General features: G+C 38.6%; 12 protein-coding genes. 4 read left to right on the top strand and 8 right to left on the bottom strand.

Features of this window, described 5'->3' with window-relative positions; all coding sequences use genetic code 11:
• A complete protein-coding gene (gene fadD, locus DDU33_RS07115) occupies nucleotides 1–1686 on the top strand; it encodes a long-chain-fatty-acid--CoA ligase FadD (RefSeq protein ID WP_108924054.1) in 1686 nt (561 codons plus the stop codon).
• Nucleotides 1687–1707: 21 nt separating this feature from the next.
• Nucleotides 1708–2334, top strand: a complete 627-nt coding sequence (upp, locus tag DDU33_RS07110; RefSeq protein ID WP_108924052.1) for a uracil phosphoribosyltransferase — start codon at nucleotides 1708–1710, stop codon at nucleotides 2332–2334.
• Nucleotides 2335–2368: 34 nt separating this feature from the next.
• Here the strand turns inward: upp and cydD are convergent, their stop codons facing one another.
• From cydD to envC, 5 genes are all read right to left on the bottom strand, one after another.
• Nucleotides 2369–4108: a heme ABC transporter permease/ATP-binding protein CydD gene (gene cydD, locus DDU33_RS07105; protein WP_108924050.1), complete on the bottom strand. Its 1740-nt coding sequence runs from the start codon at nucleotides 4106–4108 to the stop codon at nucleotides 2369–2371.
• A 69-nt stretch (nucleotides 4109–4177) separates the two neighbouring features.
• Nucleotides 4178–8251, bottom strand: coding sequence for an autotransporter assembly complex protein TamB (gene tamB / locus DDU33_RS07100; RefSeq protein ID WP_108924048.1), 4074 nt, complete (start codon nucleotides 8249–8251; stop codon nucleotides 4178–4180).
• 8 nt (nucleotides 8252–8259) lie between these two features.
• On the bottom strand, nucleotides 8260–10092 hold the full coding sequence (tamA, locus tag DDU33_RS07095; RefSeq protein WP_108924046.1) for an autotransporter assembly complex protein TamA: 1833 nt from the start codon (nucleotides 10090–10092) through the stop codon (nucleotides 8260–8262).
• A gap of 11 nt (nucleotides 10093–10103) precedes the next feature.
• The gene (locus tag DDU33_RS07090) at nucleotides 10104–10952 is read right to left on the bottom strand and encodes a divergent polysaccharide deacetylase family protein (RefSeq protein WP_167390537.1); all 849 of its coding nucleotides are present in this window, start codon (nucleotides 10950–10952) and stop codon (nucleotides 10104–10106) included.
• A gap of 9 nt (nucleotides 10953–10961) precedes the next feature.
• Nucleotides 10962–12119, bottom strand: coding sequence for a murein hydrolase activator EnvC (gene envC, locus DDU33_RS07085; RefSeq protein WP_420807415.1), 1158 nt, complete (start codon nucleotides 12117–12119; stop codon nucleotides 10962–10964).
• 189 nt (nucleotides 12120–12308) lie between these two features.
• On the opposite strand from envC, the gene DDU33_RS07080 reads away from it, so the two are divergent.
• Together DDU33_RS07080 and relA are read left to right on the top strand one after the other, a co-directional pair.
• A complete protein-coding gene (locus tag DDU33_RS07080) occupies nucleotides 12309–12992 on the top strand; it encodes a 2,3-diphosphoglycerate-dependent phosphoglycerate mutase (protein ID WP_005818500.1) in 684 nt (227 codons plus the stop codon).
• Between the two features lie 156 nt (nucleotides 12993–13148).
• On the top strand, nucleotides 13149–15344 hold the full coding sequence (relA, locus tag DDU33_RS07075) for a GTP diphosphokinase (protein WP_108924042.1): 2196 nt from the start codon (nucleotides 13149–13151) through the stop codon (nucleotides 15342–15344).
• 76 nt (nucleotides 15345–15420) lie between these two features.
• On the opposite strand, the gene gdhA is transcribed toward relA, so the two are convergent.
• The 3 genes from gdhA to yejK all read right to left on the bottom strand — a co-directional run bounded on the left by gdhA (nucleotide 15421) and on the right by yejK (nucleotide 18501).
• Nucleotides 15421–16761 carry an NADP-specific glutamate dehydrogenase gene (gene gdhA, locus DDU33_RS07070; protein ID WP_005818497.1) on the bottom strand — a complete coding sequence of 447 codons (1341 nt, stop codon included), beginning with the start codon at nucleotides 16759–16761 and terminating at the stop codon, nucleotides 15421–15423.
• Between the two features lie 316 nt (nucleotides 16762–17077).
• Nucleotides 17078–17431 (bottom strand): outer membrane protein assembly factor BamE, encoded by a 354-nt coding sequence (gene bamE, locus DDU33_RS07065; RefSeq protein ID WP_108924040.1) that lies wholly within the window; start codon nucleotides 17429–17431, stop codon nucleotides 17078–17080.
• Nucleotides 17432–17499: 68 nt separating this feature from the next.
• A complete protein-coding gene (gene yejK / locus DDU33_RS07060) occupies nucleotides 17500–18501 on the bottom strand; it encodes a nucleoid-associated protein YejK (RefSeq protein ID WP_108924038.1) in 1002 nt (333 codons plus the stop codon).
• Between the last annotated feature and the right edge of the window lie 59 nt (nucleotides 18502–18560).

The following is an 18560-nucleotide window of genomic DNA, read 5'->3' as shown; positions in this document are numbered from 1 at the left end:
ATGGAAAAGATCTGGTTTGATAACTACCCACCGGGTGCTGAAAAAACCATTAATGTAAAACAATACGAATCGCTGGTTGAGATGTTTGAATCAGCCGTTAAACGCCACCCTGATATTCCTGCTTATATCAATATGGGGCAAGTTTTAACCTTTCGTAAATTAGAAGAACGAAGCCGTGCTTTTGCTGCATATTTACAAAATGAGCTACGTTTAGAAAAAGGGGATCGTATTGCCCTTATGATGCCAAATCTATTGCAATATCCCATTGCTTTATTTGGTGCTTTACGTGCAGGCTTAGTTGTCGTCAATGTAAATCCACTTTATACGCCTCGAGAATTAGAACACCAATTAAATGATAGTGGTGCAAAAGCGATCGTAATTGTTTCTAATTTTGCCGCAACGCTTGAGAAGGTGGTTTTTAATACGAATGTCGAGCACGTTATTTTAACCCGTATGGGAGATCAACTCTCATTTGGTAAAAGAACGCTTGTTAATTTTGTTGTTAAATATATTAAAAAATTAGTGCCAAAATACAAACTCCCTCATGCAGTGAGTTTTCGTGAAGCGTTAAGTATTGGTAAACAACGCCAATATGTAAGACCTAATATTGAATGTGATGATCTTGCTTTTTTACAATATACCGGTGGTACAACGGGTGTTGCTAAAGGCGCAATGCTCACTCACGCCAATATCGTAGCAAATATCTTCCAAGCGAAATGGATTGCTGAACCGTTATTACGAAATAGCAAATCGAAAATTGGGGTTATCCCTCTCCCGCTATACCATGTATTTGCGCTTTCCGTAAACTGCCTTCTCTTTATTGAACTCGGCATGACGGGCTTGCTCATTACGAACCCACGCGATATTCCGGGGTTCATTAAAGAATTGAAAAAATATCGTTTTGTTGCCTTAACCGGGGTAAACACGTTATTTAATGCATTATTAAATAACGACCAACTAAAAGAAGTGGATTTCTCCGCGCTAAAACTAAGTGTTGGCGGTGGCGCCTCTATTCAAAGTGCAATCGCTCAACGTTGGTATGAAGCAACAGGTAGCCATATTATCGAAGGCTATGGTATGACAGAGTGTTCCCCTCTCATTGCAGCCTCTCGTTGGGATTCTACGGAACACAATGGTTCTATCGGTGTCCCGGTTCCAAATACGGATATTCGTATCGTTGATGATGAAGGGAATGACGTTGCATTAGGAGAGCGTGGTGAGTTATGGGTTAAAGGTCCACAAGTCATGCGAGGCTATTGGAATCGCCCTAAAGATACAGCCGATGTTTTAAAAGATGGCTGGATGGCAACAGGAGATATTGTGGTCATGGGCGAAGACTTGAATTTGCGTGTCGTTGATCGTAAGAAAGATATGATCATCGTTTCAGGTTTTAATGTTTACCCAAATGAAATTGAAGATGTCGTTGCGCACAATCCCAAAGTCAATGAAGTTGTCGCAATTGGCGTACCTCACCCTGTTTCCGGTGAAACCATTAAAATTTTCGTCACGAAAAAAGATGAAAGCTTAACAAGGGAAGAACTGCGTAATTATTGTCGCCAGTATTTAACCGGCTACAAAATTCCAAAAGATATTGAATTCAGAGATGAATTGCCAAAAACCAATGTAGGTAAAATTCTTCGCCGAGTATTACGTGATGAAGAAATTGCCAAATTAGAAACTAAATAGCTAAATCATAAAGGAGCCAACATGAAAATTGTTGAAGTAAAACACCCGCTTGTACGTCATAAATTAGGCTTAATGCGTGCTGCGGACATCAGCACCAAAGATTTCCGTGAATTAGCCACTGAAGTCGGTAGCCTATTAACTTACGAAGCAACAAAAGATCTTGAAACAGAGTTAGTTGAAATTGATGGTTGGTGCGGTAAAGTAGAAGTTGATCGTATTAAAGGTAAAAAAGTCACTGTTGTGCCAATTTTACGAGCTGGTTTAGGGATGATGGATGGGGTTTTAGAACATATCCCAAGTGCAAGAATCAGTGTTGTCGGTATTTACCGTGATGAAGAAACATTACAGCCGGTGCCTTACTTCAAAAAACTGGCTAATGATGTAGAAGAACGTTTAGCGATTGTTGTCGATCCAATGCTTGCTACGGGCGGATCTATGATTGCCACGCTTGATTTATTAAAAGCATCAGGTTGCAAAAACATTAAAGTGCTCGTTCTTGTCGCAGCCCCTGAAGGGATTGAAGCATTAAAAGCTACTCATCCTGATGTTGAACTTTATACAGCCTCGATTGATAGCCACTTAAATGAACATGGCTATATCGTACCGGGATTAGGCGATGCTGGCGATAAAATTTTTGGTACTAAATAACCATAAAAAACGGGAGAAAAAATCTCCCGTTTTTTTATTGATTTAATAATTCAGCAAAAAAGCCCTGTATTCCCAACTCAACAAAAGTGCCTTTTTGCACAATCTGTCCTTGCTTCATTACCCAAATTTCATCACATTGCTCCAAGTCCTCGACTCGGTGCGTAATCATCAATGTTGTTTGCTCTCGGCTTAAATGATGTAATGCATTTAAAACTTGCTGCTCGGATTGAATATCCAAACTTGCTGTTGGTTCATCTAATAACAACAACTCATAATCTCTTAATAATGCTCGTGCAATAGCAATTCGTTGCGCTTGTCCACCCGAGATCCCGGCATTACCATCTTGAATTTGGTATTCAAGCCCTAATCGATAAACAAATTCGTCCGATTTAGAAAGCGCTAAGGCTTCTTTTAGTTCATCTTCCGAAGCATCTAGATTACCTAATAAAATATTCTCTTTTAATGAGCCTTTTACTAATTGTGGATTCTGCCCTACCCAAGCTAATTTTGCTCGCCATTGCGCAAGATCTAATTCTCGCAATTCAATTCCATTGATCAGCACCGAACCTTGATAAGGTAAAAAACCTAATAACATATTCATTAACGAGCTTTTCCCTGCGCCACTTTGCCCAACTAATGCAATGTGTTGATGTGCATTGATCGTAAAATTAAGGGATTGAGTCAAAGGTTTACCTTGTGCAGATAACACAACGCATGCTTTTGCTTCCACAACAAGCGGTTGATTTTTCATAGCTTTTTGCGAATTTTCAACCTCTGTCGTTTCTTCATTTAAAAAGGCTTCTATGCCATCTGCTGCCCCAATCGCAGCTGCTTTATCATGATAATAGACACCTAATTCACGGAGTGGTTGGTAAAATTCAGGCGCTAACATGAGGCAGAAAAATCCAACAAATAAACTAATTCCCGTACCGTAATAACCAAAATCCAACTCGCCTAAGAAAGCAAAACCAAAATAAACCGCCATCACGGCAATTGAAATTGCCGTAAAAAATTCTAATACTGCGGAGGACAAAAATGCCATTTTTAAGACATCCATTGTGCTTATACGGAAAGATTCTGTGCTTTGATGAATTTGCTCAAGCTGTTTATCTGATTGCCCAAATAAGCGAATCGTCTCTAATCCTTTTAACTTATCTAAAAATTGCCCACTCATTCGAGATAGTACGCCAATATTTCTCTGGTTCGCTTCCACAGCTTTAATGCCTGCCAATGCCATAAACAAAGGTAATAAAGGCAATGTTGCAAAAAGAATTACCCCCGCTGCCCAGTTAATCGGGAAAACAAAACAAAGAATAATCAGCGGAACAAGTAATGATAAAAACTGTTGAGGCAAATAACGAGCATAAAAATTATGTAAATTTTCTACTTGCTCTAGCATTAAAGTTGCCCAGCTTCCTGCCGGCTTTTGTTGGATAGAAATCGAACCTACACTTAACAGCTTATGAATCAACTGCGACCTTAAATGTATACGTAATACTTGCCCAGCTTTAAAGCCGACACGCTCCCTCAACCAAATCAGTAAAGCTCTGGCACAAAAACAACCAAATAGCAAACTAATTTCCATTAAAAATAAGGAAGGCGATTGGTGTTCAATGATCATTTTATGGAGAAGGGTAGCTAACAGCCACATTTGCGCGATCACAAAAAGGGCGCTGAATGCTCCCAACAACACGTTAAGATAAAGATACTTTTTGACTACTTTTTGTTGGCTTCTCAACCATTTCTGCAAAATTTTTTGACGTTCTTTTTTCATAAAATAAAAAATAGAACACAGCAATAATGCGTTATTTCTCATTATTTGCTGTGTTATCTAATAAAATGCCTAATCAAATTCAAAACGGTACATTAAATCAACCGCTTGGTTCACACTTGAGACCCACTGTAAATACAATTTGGGCGCTAAATTATAACGTAGTGTGAGTTCTGTCAATGGTGCAAAAATCCCTACACCATATTTTACCTTAAATTTAGGCGTTAAACTGGCACTCACCTCAACTTTCGTATTATCGCCAATACCTGCCGTTGTAACATTCAGATCATTAAGCCCAAAAGCACTACCGACTGCCCCAACTGTTTTACTACTTTTTGATAAGCTCATACTTAATAGTGCGGCTGCCATTGAATTACTTGACCCTGCATCGCCACTATTTTCTAATGAACGCCCAGTTAAAATATACGAGAGCGCCTCATTTTGAGAAAGCGAAGGCTCAGAGAAAATTTTAACTTCAGGACTATCCGCTAATCCGATAACCTTAACACCGGCTGTAACAGTGCTATCCTCCATCGCTTCCGGATTTCTAATTGCCTCAATATTTAACGAAGGCTGAGAAGGCAAGCCTGCAAAGCTAATGAGTCCTTTTCGGATAATTAAGTCTTGACCGAATGAAGCATAACGTCCTTTTATCAAATTAACTTGCCCATAAAGTCCAAGCCCCTGTTTACCTTGACGAACAGCAATCGTACCTTTTAGGTCTGACTTTAATCCATACGCATTTAAATTAACATCATCCCCAATATTAATTTTAATATCCGCTTTTATTGCCATACCACTTGAGGTATTTTGCGGAATTTGGCGTTGTGAAAGTGGTGTTTTTTGCTTCACAGAACCATCCATAATGACTTCATCACTACTTACACTAACCGCTGATTCAGGTAATTCTTCCACCTCAATTCTCGCCCACGGGATATCAATATTTCCCCCTAAAACTAACTCTTTCGGCGTCACTGTCACTTCAATGTCCGGCGTAAACTCAACCTTTGCGATATTCGGCACATTAACGCGGAAGCGGTTGGCTTGCGCACGAATATGGCTTCGCCACGCATCTAAACGCCGCCAATCCGCATCGCCCTCTAATCGAAGTTCGCTTTCCGTTGTTTGAATCCGACCGCTTAATGTAGAGGTAGCCCCATTAAAATTCATTGTTAAACCACCGCCGGTTACATCAAATGGCATAGAAACAGATTTAGCTTTTAGCCCCGTTAAATTTAATGCTCCATGTAATAAAGGCGAAGTGGCAGTTCCGCCCATCGTAAGACGGGCATTAATATTCCCATCAACAGCCTCTCCTCCACTTAATAATGGTTTAATCAATTTTAATGAGAGTTGGTCAAGATTGATATTGCCGGACAATCCTCTTTTCCCCGACACATCGTTCATGGTTAAATCTGTCGTAATTCGACCATTATTTTCAATCTGTAGATCTGTTTTTAACTTCAGATTGTTATTTGCCAAATCCGCATTGATTTTCAAAGGTGTAATCCCGATTGGAAACGATTTTCCACCATCCATTTTTTGTACAAATTTAAGTGAAGGCGAATCTAATGCGACCGTTACTTCCGGTGATTTATTTTTAAACCATGCGGCTTCGCCTTTTGCATTAACAATGCCAGAAATTTGGCTATTTTTATCTAAATAAGCCTGCACAGCCGCTAAATTAAATTGACGAATTTCAAAAGGAATTTTGCCTTCTTGCCCCGCATTAAAAGCCTGTGTAAAACAAAGGTTAATTTTCGGATTTTGCCAACAGTGCGCTGAAACATTCGCATTAATTTTTTTGTTATTATAGGTAACATTAACCGGTTGGTTCGTTTGAAAACGACCAAATTCCGTACTATCAATCGCAATATTCGCAAACTGCCCCGTCCAAACTTGCTGCAAGCGGTCAAATTTTCCTGAAATTTGCAAACCAGCGCCTATCGGCTCACCTTTAGCTGTTAGTTTTAACGTGTGATTCGTTTCATTTCCGCTCGCATTTATATTGGCATTCTCAACCTTAATATCGCCATAAGTGAATTTTTGTAACGCAAGCTCGAGATTTCCCTGAATCACTTTTTCTGTGGTGACATTTCCTTTGGCAGATAAATGTTGTAATTTAAGATCCTCATAACTGACTTGATTAGCGTCAAGATCTAAAGCCAAGTTAGGCTCACTGACCTTACCAGACAATTTTACATCGCCTTTAATACTGGCTTTTAATTTAGGTACAAGACCTTGTAAATTCGGTGCATTGATCTGTGCAGTAAAATCCGATTTATCACCTAAGACCCCATTCATTGCAATACGGTTCTCGCCATAAATGAGCGTTGTTTTATCAACTGCTAATAGGGTTTTCGCATTTGAGGTTAAGTTACCTTGAAGCTGAAGAGGTTTCTGTAATAAATTGCCTTTTAAATCAATTTTCGATACATCAACATTCCACTCAGCCCCATCTTTCCCTCTCCCTGCATAACCTTTTGAATTTAAGCCACCGGATAATACCGCTGCCCAATCTGGGGCAAGTGATTTCGTATTGATTCCTGACAAAGAAAGCGAACTATTCCATTCAACACCATCTGTCCAATCTACACTGCCATTTAAGTGTGCTTCGCCCTCCAATGCATTGAGTTTCAATGTTTGGATATCAAAGTGAGTTACATCTCCTTTTCCTTTTAACTCAACTTGGCTTGCCGGTACGTTCATACCTGTTGCTTGCCCTGAAACATTAAGCTGATAATCAAAAGGGTCGCCTTTCAGGCTAAGATTTAACTTTTCTAATTTAAGGGGATTTGCCCCCGTTTCAGGTGGGAACGGATAAGTAATGCTCTCACTTGTTAAAACAAGATTAAGTGGCTTTTTCTCTACCGCTAATGCAACATCGCCTTCAAGTTTTGCTTGAATAGCGCCTTTTGTCTCAACATGAAGTTTTGTTTTATCGTAAAGCGCTCCAGAAATTTCTGCATTGATATGACTTACAGGGAGTTTTACTTTAACTTGAGAAGGCTCTGTGACTTGTAAATGAAAAGCGAGAGGATAATTATCCTGTAAAGTTAATTGCCCTTGTCCATTTAAATTCCCACGATCACTTTCTAATGATAATTGTGCTAAGTTTAGCACTTGCTCATCGGCATTTGCCTTTAAGGTTGCTTTTGTTAAATTAAACAACGGGATTGGCTTAACCAAATTACCTTTTTCATCTTTTGCTTTTTGTGCCAAATTAACATTTTCAATATCTAATTGTTCAATTGAAAAATCAAAAGGCAATTTTAATGGCACTTGTTTATCTAATAATGGCTTTTGTAGCTGCGCTTTAATCGTTTCCCAATCAATTTTTTCAGCATCATTTGAAGTTGTTTGAGATTTTTTTTGTAATGTCTGGATACGTTCAGCAACTTTTTCGCCGGTTTTCTCCATGGCGTTTTTTAGTATCACGCCTGTTGCCATTTTTACTTCTTCCTGTGAAATTTCGTTTTTTGCAATTTTTGCAGCATATTCAACCGCTTGTTGATCGCTTTCATCTAGCTTTAAAGCAAGCTGAAGATCTAAGCCATTCAACTTTGTTGGCGATAAAGTCAATAATCGTCCTTTCCCCGAAATACCCGAGTGAAAGTGCGTCAGATCGATATCCATATCATCAACATTAACATGAATATTATCCAAAGCCACATTTTTGACCGAAACACCCAAAGGTAAATTCAGCGCTGTAAAAGGTTCTGAAGGCTGTTCTTCTTTTGACGGTGGTAATTTTGTTGTATCAACAATCACTTGTGTGTCTTTAATTGCAACATTCTCAACACAAGCTTCGCCTTTTAAAAGGCAACCAAAATCAAGATGTAAATTGGCTTGTCCAACCTGAACATTAACCCCATCCATCACATATTGTGTATTAGATAGTGTCAAGCCATCCTGAAGGCTCCCTTCAACTTGCCCAATAGAAAGTTGATCTAGCCATTTATCGGCTAATGTAATAACACTTCTTTGCCCAATGCCTGTTGCAAGAAAACCGAGTGAAGAGAGAGAAAGAATAACACCTCCTCCCAAAATACATTTTCCCCAACGGGATCCTTTTTTAGGCTTTACTACATCAGGCGATTTTTCTGTCTGAGTTTCTTGCTGAATTTCGGTTGTTTTATCATTCATAATCAAATTTAAAGTTCTGAGCCTAAACCAATATAAAATTGCACACCGGTATCATTGTTTGGCGATTTGACGGGTGTTGCAATATCAAATTTAATCGAGCCAATCGGAGATGCCCAGCGGACGCCTAATCCGGCACCTGAATGGAGATCTTTTGCTTTAAATTTATCTGAAGCAAGCCCCGTATCGTAAAAAGCAGCAGCCCACCAATTCGGATAAACTTGATACTGATATTCTGCTGTTGCAGTTGCTAAATGCGAGCCACCCACTAATTTTCCACTTACCGGATCTCTTGGCGAGATATCTTTATAACCAAAGCCCCTTACGCTCATATCGCCACCGGCAAAATAACGTAACGCAGGCGGAATACGCTCAAATTCACTTGCATGGATATAGCCTAATTCTCCACGAACCACAAAACGATGGTTATCAAAATAAGTTCTTACCCAAGTACTTGAAGCTTTCCAACTGTAAAAATCAACATCGGAGCCAATTGCTTTTGTCCCCCAGTTTACCGTGAGCTTTTGACTATCTCCCCATAATGGAAAACGATTTCCGTCTGAACGAGTCCGATTCAAAGAAGCAGTTGGATAAATTAGCAATGTTTTCCCAGTAAAATCAGCTTGGGTAAAAGAATCGTAACGAGCCTTAATCCCTGCTGAAAATGACCATCCCGTTTCATGTGTCCAAAAACGTTGGAAACCTAATGTTGCTGCCGTTGATTTGGTATCATTTTGATCCTCATGTTCTAAACTACCAGAAATCTGATAGTAATAATGCAATGGGTCTGATTTTAACGGAATGTTATAGCCAAATTCAGCAGTTTGCTCTTTTGATGACAAATAAGTGCGTGATTCAAAACTATGTCCACGGCTATTTAACCAAGGTTTTTTCCAATTAAATTGAAGACGGGGACCATCATCTGTTGCAAAGCCGATACCGATTTCAACATCATTCTTTTTCTTTGGTTGGAATAGCACGTTAAGATCAACGATTTTTTGTTCTTCATTTAGAGAAGGTTCAACCATCACAGAAGAGAACCAGTTACTTGATGAGTAATCTGATGTCAAAACCGAAATATCATTAGCGTAATAAGGTTCGCCCGTCTTAATTTTCAAGATATTGCGCAAATATTCTTCTTTAATTTGACTGTCTGTAAAGCGAATCTCGCCATAACGGTAACGAATACCGCTGTCGTACCCTAAACGCCAATCCGCTGCATGATCTTTAGGATAAATTTCTAAACGATGATAAAGCCAATTTCCATCAAAGTAACCTTTTTTAAAGGCTAAACCTTCCAAATTACTTTTGAAACTATCATAATTTTGATGTGACAGATCTTCGCCTTTATGAGGAACATCTTTGAGTAATTTCTCAAAAGCTTCATCTGTTTTTGCTTCGCCTTGGAGCTGAATATCCACTTCATCGATCTTCACTTTTTCTCGATCCAAATCGACATTAAGCAATAATAAAGGCTTCTCTCCCTCTCGAGGAACAAGGGAAAAATGATATTGCGTATTGTAATAGCCTTTTGCTCTTAACCCTTTATCTACCGCCGTTTGAACCAAATACTGATGACGTTCTGAACCGTCAGCATAATCATTCGCCACTTGTCCAAGGTAAATTTTTACATTATTCCAAGCATCTTTATCCTCAATCCCTTTTACTTCGAGATCGACCTGAGCTTCTACTTTAGCATCACTATTTTGTTCCGCTTCTGTTGATGTTGATTCTTCTGTTTCATTACTTGATAATTCAGAAGACGTGCTAGATTGCTCTGCTTGACTTATTTGTGTAAACGCCATCAAACAAAAAAGGGTTAAAAGTCTTAGTTTAAAATTCACAAAATATCCTTTTATTCTTTAGGAATACCGCGCAACAATGGCGAAACATGCTCAAAAGGTTGCACAGAAGTTGGAGCCGGTTCCATATCAAAAATGACAATAAGAGGCTTAGATGGTTCCACTTTTTCGTGTCGCCATAAACTCCCCATGCTTACAAGCTGAATATCAGCCGGTAATGTTTTTAATTCTTTTTCTAGAACATCAATGCTGTTTTTCCGTGGATGACCTATTAAAATTGCCACGCCATGCTTTCTTGCATAAGCTTTCGCTTGTTGAAATTGATGCAACACATCGTGATATTCATTACTATCATCAAGGAAAACGTGACGCTCTAATGCACTAATGCCAAATTCTGCAGCCACCTTAGTTGCCACACTCGGACCGGTTTTACTATCTAAGAAAAACAATTTTTGTTCAGCTAACGCTTGCATAAAATGACGCATTGTTGCTTTATCTGCAGTAGCACCGCTTCCCATGTGATTATTCAGACCTATCGCATAAGGCACACGCTGCCGTGCATTTTCTAACAAAGATTGTGCCTTTGCGAAAGCATCGCCAACCAATAATGCTGGTTTTTCGATAGCTTGTTGTGCATTTTGAGGCTGCATAGGCAGATGAATTAAAATATCACGTTTTTGTGCAAATGCATTTTCTGCCCGAACCTTTGCATAAGGCGCAGAAGGAATAATCGCAACGCTAATTTCTTTCGGTAATTGATACACTCTCTGATCTTCACGAACCGAATAGCCAATGTCATCAATCACGATAGCTAATTTAGCCGCTTGTGCAAGCGGTAAAATTCCCATAAACATTTGCAAAAGAAGGAAAAAAACGAACCGCTTATTGATGTTATTTTTCATGATTTAAAACTATTTCACGACACTTAATGGGTTAACCGGATTACCTTTACGAGTAATTCCAAAATAAAGCGCATTACGATTTTGACCGCCCGTATTCCCTACACTCGCAATAACTTGTCCGGCTGAAACACGACTACCTTTACGTACCGCAACATTTTGGTTATAACCATATAAAGAAATATCGCCATTACCATGGTCGATCGCGACCATATTGCCGTAGCCTTGCAACCAGTCCGCCATAATAACACGCCCTGAAGCAATCGCCTTGACCGGAGTACCCGCGCCTGCTGCAATAACAATACCATTCCAGCTACCGCCAAATTTTGTCACAATAGAGCCACTAATCGGCATAGCATATTTACCCGATTTTAAGCCACTTCCTGCTCGAACTTGCTGCTTTTCTTCTTCTGTTGCTTTACGGTTCTCTTCTTTGTTTTTCTTTTCTTCTAACTTAGCAATTTCTTGTTTTTCTTGTTGTTCTGATTCTTTTGCTGCATTCGCAATTTTTTGTTTTAACGTGGCAGCATTGGTTTTCAGGTCATCTAATCGGCTTTCGTCTTGTTCCAGTGTTTTATCAATAGAACGAAGGGTTGTTTCTCGCTCTCTTTGTACTTTTTTGAGGTCGTTTTCTTGTTTTTTCTGTTCGGTTAATTGAGTCTGCTGCCCTTTTTGCTGACCTTTTAATTCATCTCGTCTTTCTTTTAATTCTTGTTGTGTACGGCGTAATTCATGAATGGCATCAATACGAACTTGATTGATATGCTCATAATAAGCAGTCATTCTATCGGCATTTTTTGCATCTTCAGACATTAAACGCTCAATGACCGAAGGATGAATACCGGAGCGATACGCTGAATCTAATTGCTCTTTTAATTTTTCTTTCTGCTCTTTTTCTTGTTGTTCTAAGCGTTTAATTTCTTGCTCCGTTCGCTTAATTGCTGCACGAATATCTGCCAAAGAAGTTTCTGTCTCTTTTAATTTATTAAACACCTTTCCCATCTCAATTTCTTGATTTTTAAGCGTTGATTGCAATGCATTACGCTTTTGACGATTTTCATTAATTTTAGTGGTTTGTTGTTTAATTTTTTGCTGAATATCTGATAACTGATTTGCAGAAGATGTTGGAGTAACAAGATAAATACAACAAAATAATACAGCCAAACTCAAACGAGAAACTTTCACAGAAATCCCCTATAACGCCATTGAATAAAGATTAAGTTATTTTAGTGAAATTTTTGAGGAAAATCAGCTTTTCTCTTGCTTTTTGCTTAGTTTTACAAATAGTTATTTAAAAACACGTAAAATTTTGTTATAAATATCCAGTTTTCAAAATCAACTTAAACAATAGGAGTCCTTATGGAAATCGTTTTTATCCGTCACGGTTTTAGTGAGTGGAATGCGAAAAACTTATTTACAGGCTGGCGTGATGTAAACTTAACAGAACGAGGTGTGGAAGAAGCAAAAGCGGCAGGTAAAAAATTACTTGACGCAGGTTATGAATTCGATATCGCTTTCACTTCTGTATTAACTCGTGCTATCAAAACTTGTAACATCGTGTTAGAAGAGTCTAACCAACTTTGGATTCCACAAGTGAAAAACTGGCGTTTAAACGAACGTCACTACGGTGCATTACAAGGTTTAGATAAAGCTGAAACGGCACAAAAATACGGTGATGAACAAGTTCACATCTGGCGTCGTTCTTATGACATCTCTCCACCGGATTTAGACCCGGCTGATCCAAATTCAGCACACAATGACCGCCGTTATGCACATCTTCCAAAAGATGTTGTACCAAACGCTGAAAACTTAAAAATCACATTAGAACGTGTTTTACCTTTCTGGGAAGATCAAATCGCACCGGCATTATTATCAGGTAAACGTGTTCTTGTGACAGCACACGGTAACTCATTACGTGCTCTTGCAAAACACATTATTGGCATTTCTGATGAAGAAATCATGGATTTTGAAATTCCAACCGGTCAGCCATTAGTGTTAAAACTTGATGACAAATTAAACTTCGTTGAAAAATTCTACTTATAATTTTTCACTTAGATAAATAACAAAAGCCTAGAATGTTTAAATTCTAGGCTTTTCCCTTTTAAAAACCCAACAAAACCCTCAACTTTTCCGCTATAATGCACTTACATTTCTTGACGATATAATCGTTACACTTCCCACCTAATTCATGGAGGTTTTATGGTAGCTATTCGACACTCTCACGAACTCAATCCAGCCACATTTGAGCTTGCTGGTTGGGGTACATATCTGAATATGTCGCCAATAACCTTTGATAAAATTCAATCCACTTGGCGTTACGCCCAAGAAAAATTAGATACCGAACAGTATGAATTGATGTGGGATGGTATCGAAATGGTTGAAATCCTACATAGTCTTAATATGGATGATGACAGCCTGCTTGCCGCAATGATTTTCCCGCTCGTAAAAGGGAATATCATCGACCTTGCTCAAGTCAAAGAGGATTTTAGCAATCAGATCAAGAACTTAGTAAAAGGTGTTCTTGAAATGGAGAATATTCGCCAACTTTCTGCGAATTCAGCTTCAGATCTCCAAATCGATAACATCCGCCGTATGTTGCTGGCAATGGTGGACGATTTCCGTTGCGTTGTCATTAAATTAGCTGAACGTATTACTTACTTGCGCGCGAAAGATCGCTATAAAGAAGAAGATATGGTTTTGGCTGCCAAAGAGTGTTCACATATCTACGCACCTCTTGCCAATCGTTTAGGCATCGGACAATTAAAATGGGAGCTGGAAGATTATTGCTTCCGCGCTTTACATCCTCAATGCTATCGCCAAATTGCAAAATTTAATCTAGGCGAACGTCGTCTTGACCGTGAAAAATATATTGCAGATTTTGTGGCTGATTTGACCGCTTGTTTAGGCGAAGAATTAGATGATGTGGAAATTTACGGTCGCCCTAAACATATTTATAGCATATGGAAAAAAATGCAGAAAAAACATCTGCGTTTTGAGCAACTCTTTGATATTCGAGCGGTTCGTATCATTGTCCCTAAATTAGAAGATTGCTATACCGCACTTAGTATTATCCATACAAAATATAAACACTTACCGGAACACTTTGACGATTATATTGCACAACCAAAACCGAATGGCTATCAATCTATTCATACCGTTGTGTTGGGGAAAGAAAACAAAGCTATTGAAGTGCAAATTCGTACCCGACAAATGCACAATGATGCTGAATTAGGCGTTGCTGCCCACTGGAAATATAAAGAAGGCGCAACTGCTGGTCGTTCTGGTTATGAAGAAAAAATCGTTTGGTTACGTAAACTCCTTGCATGGCAAAATGATATTGCTGATTCAGGCGATGTCGTGGCTGAAATGCGCTCTCAAGTATTTGATGATCGCGTCTACGTCTTTACACCTAAAGGCGAAGTGGTTGATCTGCCTAAAAATGCAACACCACTTGATTTTGCCTATGCGATCCATAGTGAAATCGGGCATCGTTGTATTGGGGCTAAGGTAGCCGGAAGAATTGTGCCTTTCACGTACCATTTACAAATGGGTGATCAAGTTGAAATTATCACACAGAAACAACCAAATCCAAGTCGAGATTGGCTAAATCCTAATACCGGCTTTGTGAATACATCGAAAGCCCGTTCAAAGATTATCGCATGGTTTAAAAAATTAGATCGCGAAAAAAATATTCCACTCGGTAAAGAAGCACTTGAAGTCGAAATGGGACGTTTGGGATTAACCTTAAAGCAAATTGAGCAATATGCTCTCCCTCGCTATAACTTAAAAAACTTAGACGATCTCTATGCTGGTATTGGTGGTGGAGATATTAAACTTCATCAGTTAATGCACTATCTGCAAAGCCGCTTAATTAAACCAACGGCGGAGCAAGAAGATGAGGCTCTCCTTAAGCAGCTCAACAAGCATAGCCATCATAAAGCGAAAAATGGACAAATCATTATTGAAGGGGTGGGTAACCTAATGCATTCTATTGCTCGTTGTTGCCAACCTATTTATGGCGATCCAATTGTTGGCTATATCACGCAAGGTCGAGGCATTTCCATTCATAAAAAAGATTGCGAACAGCTATTTGAGCTACAAAGCCTTAACCCTTCTCGTGTTGTTGAAGCACAATGGGGAGAACATACCGGAGCAGGATTGAGTTTAACCATTCGTGTTGTAGCCAATGATCGTAATGGTTTATTACGTGATGTCAGTGCGATTATGGCAAATGAAAAAGTCAATGTTCTAAGCGTTTCAAGCCGAACAGATATGAAACGAGGACTGGCAATTATCAATATGGAAATCCAACTAACTAACGTAGAGATGCTAAATAAGATCCTCTCTCGAGTAGCCCAATTAGAAGATGTGATTGAAGCGAAAAGGGCGAGTTAAGTTCTTCGAACCTCTCCCATAACAGATATAGCAAAGCCTCCCAATCGGGAGGCTTTCTATTTCAGTAATTTATCTATTATAAAATGCCTTGCTCTAACATTGCAGTTGCCACTTTTTTAAAGCCCGCGATGTTTGCACCATTTACATAGTTCACGAAACCGCCTGCTTCTGTACCGTTCTCAACACAGTTTTCGTGGATTGCTGTCATAATACCGAATAAACGTTGATCCACTTCTTCACGCGTCCAAGATAAACGCATTGCATTTTGGCTCATCTCTAAACCAGAAGTTGCTACACCACCAGCGTTTGCTGCTTTACCCGGAGCGTAAAGAATTTTCGCAGCAATAAACACTTCAACACCTTCAAGCGTTGTTGGCATGTTTGCACCTTCTGCCACACAGATACAGCCATTTTTCACTAATTCTTTCGCAGCTTCGCCATCTAATTCATTTTGAGTTGCGCACGGTAATGCGATATCACACACAACGCCCCAAGGTTTTTGACCTTCGAAGTATTGAATGCCTTGCTCTTTCGCATACACAGATAGGCGTTCACGGCGTTCATTTTTAAGTACTAATAACGCTTGTAATTGTGCTTCAGTCATACCTGAATCTGGGAATAACACATAACCGTTTGAGTCTGAAACGGTTAATACTTTCGCACCTTTTTGGATTGCTTTTTCAGCCGCATATTGTGCCACGTTACCAGAACCGGAAATCACAACACGTTTACCTTCAAAGCCTTGACCACGAGTTGCTAACATTGCATCTGCAAAATAAACTGCACCGTAACCAGTTGCTTCCGGACGAATTAAGCTACCGCCCCAAGTTAAACCTTTACCGGTTAATACTGAAGCAAATTCGTTACGTAATTTTTTGTATTGACCATACATATAGCCAATTTCACGACCGCCCACACCGATATCGCCAGCAGGAACATCTGTGTCAGCACCGATATGACGAGATAATTCAGTCATAAACGCTTGGCAGAAACGCATTACTTCAGCATCTGATTTACCTTTAGGATCAAAATCTGAACCGCCTTTACCACCGCCCATTGGTAATGTTGTTAAAGCATTTTTAAACACTTGTTCAAATGCTAAGAATTTTAATACACCTAAATCTACTGTCGGGTGGAAACGGATACCACCTTTATAAGGACCAATCGCAGAGTTCATTTGAACACGATAACCACGGTTTACTTGAACTTGACCTTTATCATCAACCCAAGTGACACGGAAAGAAATTACACGCTCAGGTTCAACAAGACGCTCTAAAAGACCATCTTTAGTATATTGTGGATTTTTAGCTAAGAAAGGTGCTAAAGAACCAAATACTTCTTCTACCGCTTGGTGGAATGGTGCTTGGTTAGGATCACGTTGTTTGATTTTTTGGAACAATGCGTTTAAGTCGCTCATAAGTTACTCCTGTGAAATATTAATTTTGATTTTTAATTAAGACTGTTGTGTTTAACTTGTTTTGGAGTCTATCAAAACTTTTTTTATCTGAAAAGCAGAAATTAAAAAAAATTATTAAAATTTCACTAAAAAATGCTTTAAGTGATTATTTGTTGAGCTTTTTAAATGATTTTAATGTCAAAATCCTTCTTTAATAATTAGTTTTACTCACAATTTTATTTCTAACGCATGTTTTTTAATAAAAAAAACTAATGATAAATGCATAAAAAAACGGTAAGATTTTCAAAAAATCTTACCGCTTATTATCGAAAAGTATTTATTCTGATTTAGCTGTATTATCTGATAATGGCTTATCTAATTTAATATCGCTTACTAAACCTTTCTCATTAAAGTAAACCAAGAGTGTATGTTGGATTGGATCGTTATACCCCTCACGTTTAATAAATACGTAATCCCAACGATTCTGCGCAAAAGTATCTCTTAATACAGGTGTACCTAATAAATACTGTACTTGCTCTTTATTCATGCCAACTTTAACTTGATCGATTTTATCTTGCTCTAAATAGTTACCTTGTGGCACATCAATACGGTAAACCACTTTTTTGACTGTTGAGCAACCTGTCACACCAAGTGCCAATAACATTACTGCTAAAAGAGATTTCATTTTCATAACTCATGACCTTTGAAAAATACGATTTAATTGGCTAAATCATACCGAATTTGTTTGAAAAATACTAATTATTTATTACGCTCAAGCTGATCCCGAAGATTAGCCGGTAATCCTTTGATAGTTAAAGTGTCATTTAGTTCGTCCCAAATTAAGCGTTCGCCCAATAATTCGGCGTTAAAACTAATAGTTACCCCTTTTCCTGAACCAGAATACTTTGTTAAGGTTTTCAGCGCATTACGCATCGGAGGAATCGACTCTTCTAATCCATATTCTTTCTCTTGAGTAAATTGCGAGAAACTACTTTCATTTAGCGTTGGTAAATGATCGGATAAATCTTGTAACGCAATTTCTTCCCCTGCACTCATTTGCTCTTTACAGTATTCAAACGCTTGCTTTTTCACTTCTCGCGCTTGAGGAGCCGATAATTCGCCTTGTTCACAGAAATCGCTTACTGCTTGTAATAAAGTTTGGTTTTGTACTTGAGGATTTAACCCTTCTTCTGCATTTAAGAAATCCATAAAGAAATCGGCAATTTTACGTCCAACACGCCCTTTTACAAAAGTTAAATAACGGTTGGATTGAGCATTAATTTTAAGTTCAGTTAAATTAATACGGCAGGCAATATCATATTGTGTAATATCCAAATACTCTGTACGCTTCACATCAAGCTGTTCGTCCACTAAAACAGAAGCACGGCTATCAATCAATGCAATAAATAAGTAATCTGTCGCTAAAAAATTATAGCGACACAGAATAAAAGTGCCACCACTGACAAAAGGATACTTGACCAATTCACTTGCGAGCATTTTGGCACAAGCATGGCTAAAAGGTAAAAAATCCATCTCTTTCTCTAACAAGCGATTTAACTGTTGAGCAAAAACAGATTCATCTTTAAATACCCCGTATGCTTTCGCTTTTCCTTGATAAGCTTGATGAAGCTGCAACATAAGTTGCTCTGTTTCAGGCCCTATCGCCAGCAAATTATCACGCAATACGGTTTCTAATTGAGGCTGTTCGCCTTCAATTTGATGAAGTTGATGTAAAACAATCTCTGTTAAGTTAATGCTCATTTATGCCAATCTCTTTATTTTCAAAAAACAGAAAAGATATTATCATTAAACCGACTATT

Source organism: Actinobacillus porcitonsillarum (assembly GCF_003101015.1).
Lineage (GTDB): Bacteria > Pseudomonadota > Gammaproteobacteria > Enterobacterales > Pasteurellaceae > Haemophilus_A > Haemophilus_A porcitonsillarum.
The sequence above is the reverse complement of the archived record's forward strand: the minus strand, read 5'-3'. Positions and strand labels throughout refer to the sequence as shown.

Excerpts from the sequence above, each read along its gene's own strand:
- fadD (WP_108924054.1), top strand. The coding sequence starts at position 1 with ATGGAAAAGATCTGGTTTGATAACTACCCACCGGGTGCTGAAAAAACC.
- upp (WP_108924052.1), top strand. The coding sequence starts at position 1,708 with ATGAAAATTGTTGAAGTAAAACACCCGCTTGTACGTCATAAATTAGGC.
- cydD (WP_108924050.1), bottom strand. The coding sequence starts at position 4,108 with ATGAAAAAAGAACGTCAAAAAATTTTGCAGAAATGGTTGAGAAGCCAA.
- tamB (WP_108924048.1), bottom strand. The coding sequence starts at position 8,251 with ATGAATGATAAAACAACCGAAATTCAGCAAGAAACTCAGACAGAAAAA.
- DDU33_RS07090 (WP_167390537.1), bottom strand. The coding sequence starts at position 10,952 with ATGAAAAATAACATCAATAAGCGGTTCGTTTTTTTCCTTCTTTTGCAA.
- DDU33_RS07080 (WP_005818500.1), top strand. The coding sequence starts at position 12,309 with ATGGAAATCGTTTTTATCCGTCACGGTTTTAGTGAGTGGAATGCGAAA.
- relA (WP_108924042.1), top strand. The coding sequence starts at position 13,149 with ATGGTAGCTATTCGACACTCTCACGAACTCAATCCAGCCACATTTGAG.
- gdhA (WP_005818497.1), bottom strand. The coding sequence starts at position 16,761 with ATGAGCGACTTAAACGCATTGTTCCAAAAAATCAAACAACGTGATCCT.
- bamE (WP_108924040.1), bottom strand. The coding sequence starts at position 17,431 with ATGAAAATGAAATCTCTTTTAGCAGTAATGTTATTGGCACTTGGTGTG.
- yejK (WP_108924038.1), bottom strand. The coding sequence starts at position 18,501 with ATGAGCATTAACTTAACAGAGATTGTTTTACATCAACTTCATCAAATT.